1 protein-coding gene is annotated in these 1,486 nt (G+C 66.6%); it reads right to left on the bottom strand.

Annotated elements, in window-relative coordinates:
* Window positions 1–23 precede the first annotated feature (23 nt).
* Window positions 24–1,250: an IS110 family transposase gene (locus tag ACTQ49_RS14900; RefSeq protein WP_441828619.1), complete on the bottom strand. Its 1,227-nt coding sequence runs from the start codon at window positions 1,248–1,250 to the stop codon at window positions 24–26.
* Window positions 1,251–1,486: the final 236 nt, after the last annotated feature.

A 1,486-nucleotide genomic window follows, 5' to 3' on the forward strand; every position in this document is an offset into this window, starting at 1 on the left:
GGGGGGTGTCCCTATGTTGCTCGTCAAGCGGCGAGGGGTATGGGTGAGGGTTCTGGCGTCGGGGCGGGTGCTCGGTAGGGCTCCCGGTTCTTGAGCATGGCGAACAGGACGTCGCAGCGGCGGCGGGACAGGCAGATGAGTGCGGCGTTGTGTTTCTTTCCCTGGGCTCGTTTGCGGTCGTAGTAGGCCTTGGAGATGGGGTCTGAGCGCAGTGCGGCGAAGGCTGACAGGAACAGGGCTCGTTTGAGGTGTTTGTTGCCTGACCGGGCGGGGAACTCGCCGCGGATGCTGGTGCCGGATCGTCGGGTGACTGGGGCGAGGCCGGCGTAGGCCGCGAGGTGTCCGGCGGTGGGGAAGGCTGAGGCGTCGCCGACGTCGAGCAGGATCCGTGCTGCGGTCCTGACCCCGACGCCTGGCATCGAGGTCAGGACCTCGGCAAGAGGGTGAGCATCAACAACCTGTTCGATCTGCGCCGCGAGTGCGTGTCGCTGGTCCAGCGTCTGGCGCAGCGATGCAGCGAGTTGGGGAAGGACCTGCTCGGCTGCGGCGGTGCCGGCAACGATGACGGTCTGCTCACCGAGAGCTGTGGTGATGGCGTCGGCGAAGTCTTGGGCGCCGCGCGGGTAGGCCTTGCTGATGACCCGCAGCAGCTTGGACCTGGTGACAGCGGCGATGCCTTGGGGTCCGCCGAGTTGCTCGATCACGGCCAAGCCCTGTTTGGTGGTCAACCTGGGTCCGACAACGCGTTCCAGTGCGGGATGGATCTGGGTGAGCAGGCCGCGGATGCGGTTCGACAACCGGGTGGCCTCGGCGGCGAGGTCCTCATCGAAGCCCACCAACACTTTGAGTTCAGCGAGGGTTTTCTCGCCGGCGTCGACCCGGCGCAGCGTGTGAGGCATGGTCCTCGCGGTGTCCGCGATGACGTATGCGTCGCGGGCGTCGGTCTTCGCGTTGCCAGGGTAGAGGTCAGCCGCGCGGCGCATCGCCAGGCCGGGCAGGTAGGCGACCTGGATGCCCATCGACCGGGCGACGGCGATCGGCAGGGCGCCGATGGTGTTCGGCTGGTCAACGATCACCAGGACCCTGCCATGGGTCTGGAGCTTGTCGAAGAGTTCCTCGAGGCGCTTCTGGTCCTGAGGCAGGGGCTTGTCGAAGACCTTCCGACCGGCAGCATCGAGGGCGCAGGCGTGGTGGCCACTCTTGCCCACGTCCAGCCCGCACCAGATGTCGAAACCGGTGTTCTCGCTCATGACGATCACCATCCTTCCATCCCAAGAGGAACGGTCGCCCGGGTGGTGATGCGTCAGCTGCCGGCACCCACGTTACGAAGAGACCTCAACTTGGGCCGTGTCCCTATCAGCGGTCGGCTGGCGCCACCAGGCCCGGTGACAACACCCCCCGGATCATTGGTGAGACAGGGGCACTGAGTCATGCCGGGCCCGGCGACCGTGACCCCTCCCTACGGGGTCACCAGCAAGGTAACGGG

Source organism: Luteococcus sp. Sow4_B9 (genome assembly GCF_052116585.1).
Classification (GTDB): domain Bacteria; phylum Actinomycetota; class Actinomycetes; order Propionibacteriales; family Propionibacteriaceae; genus Luteococcus.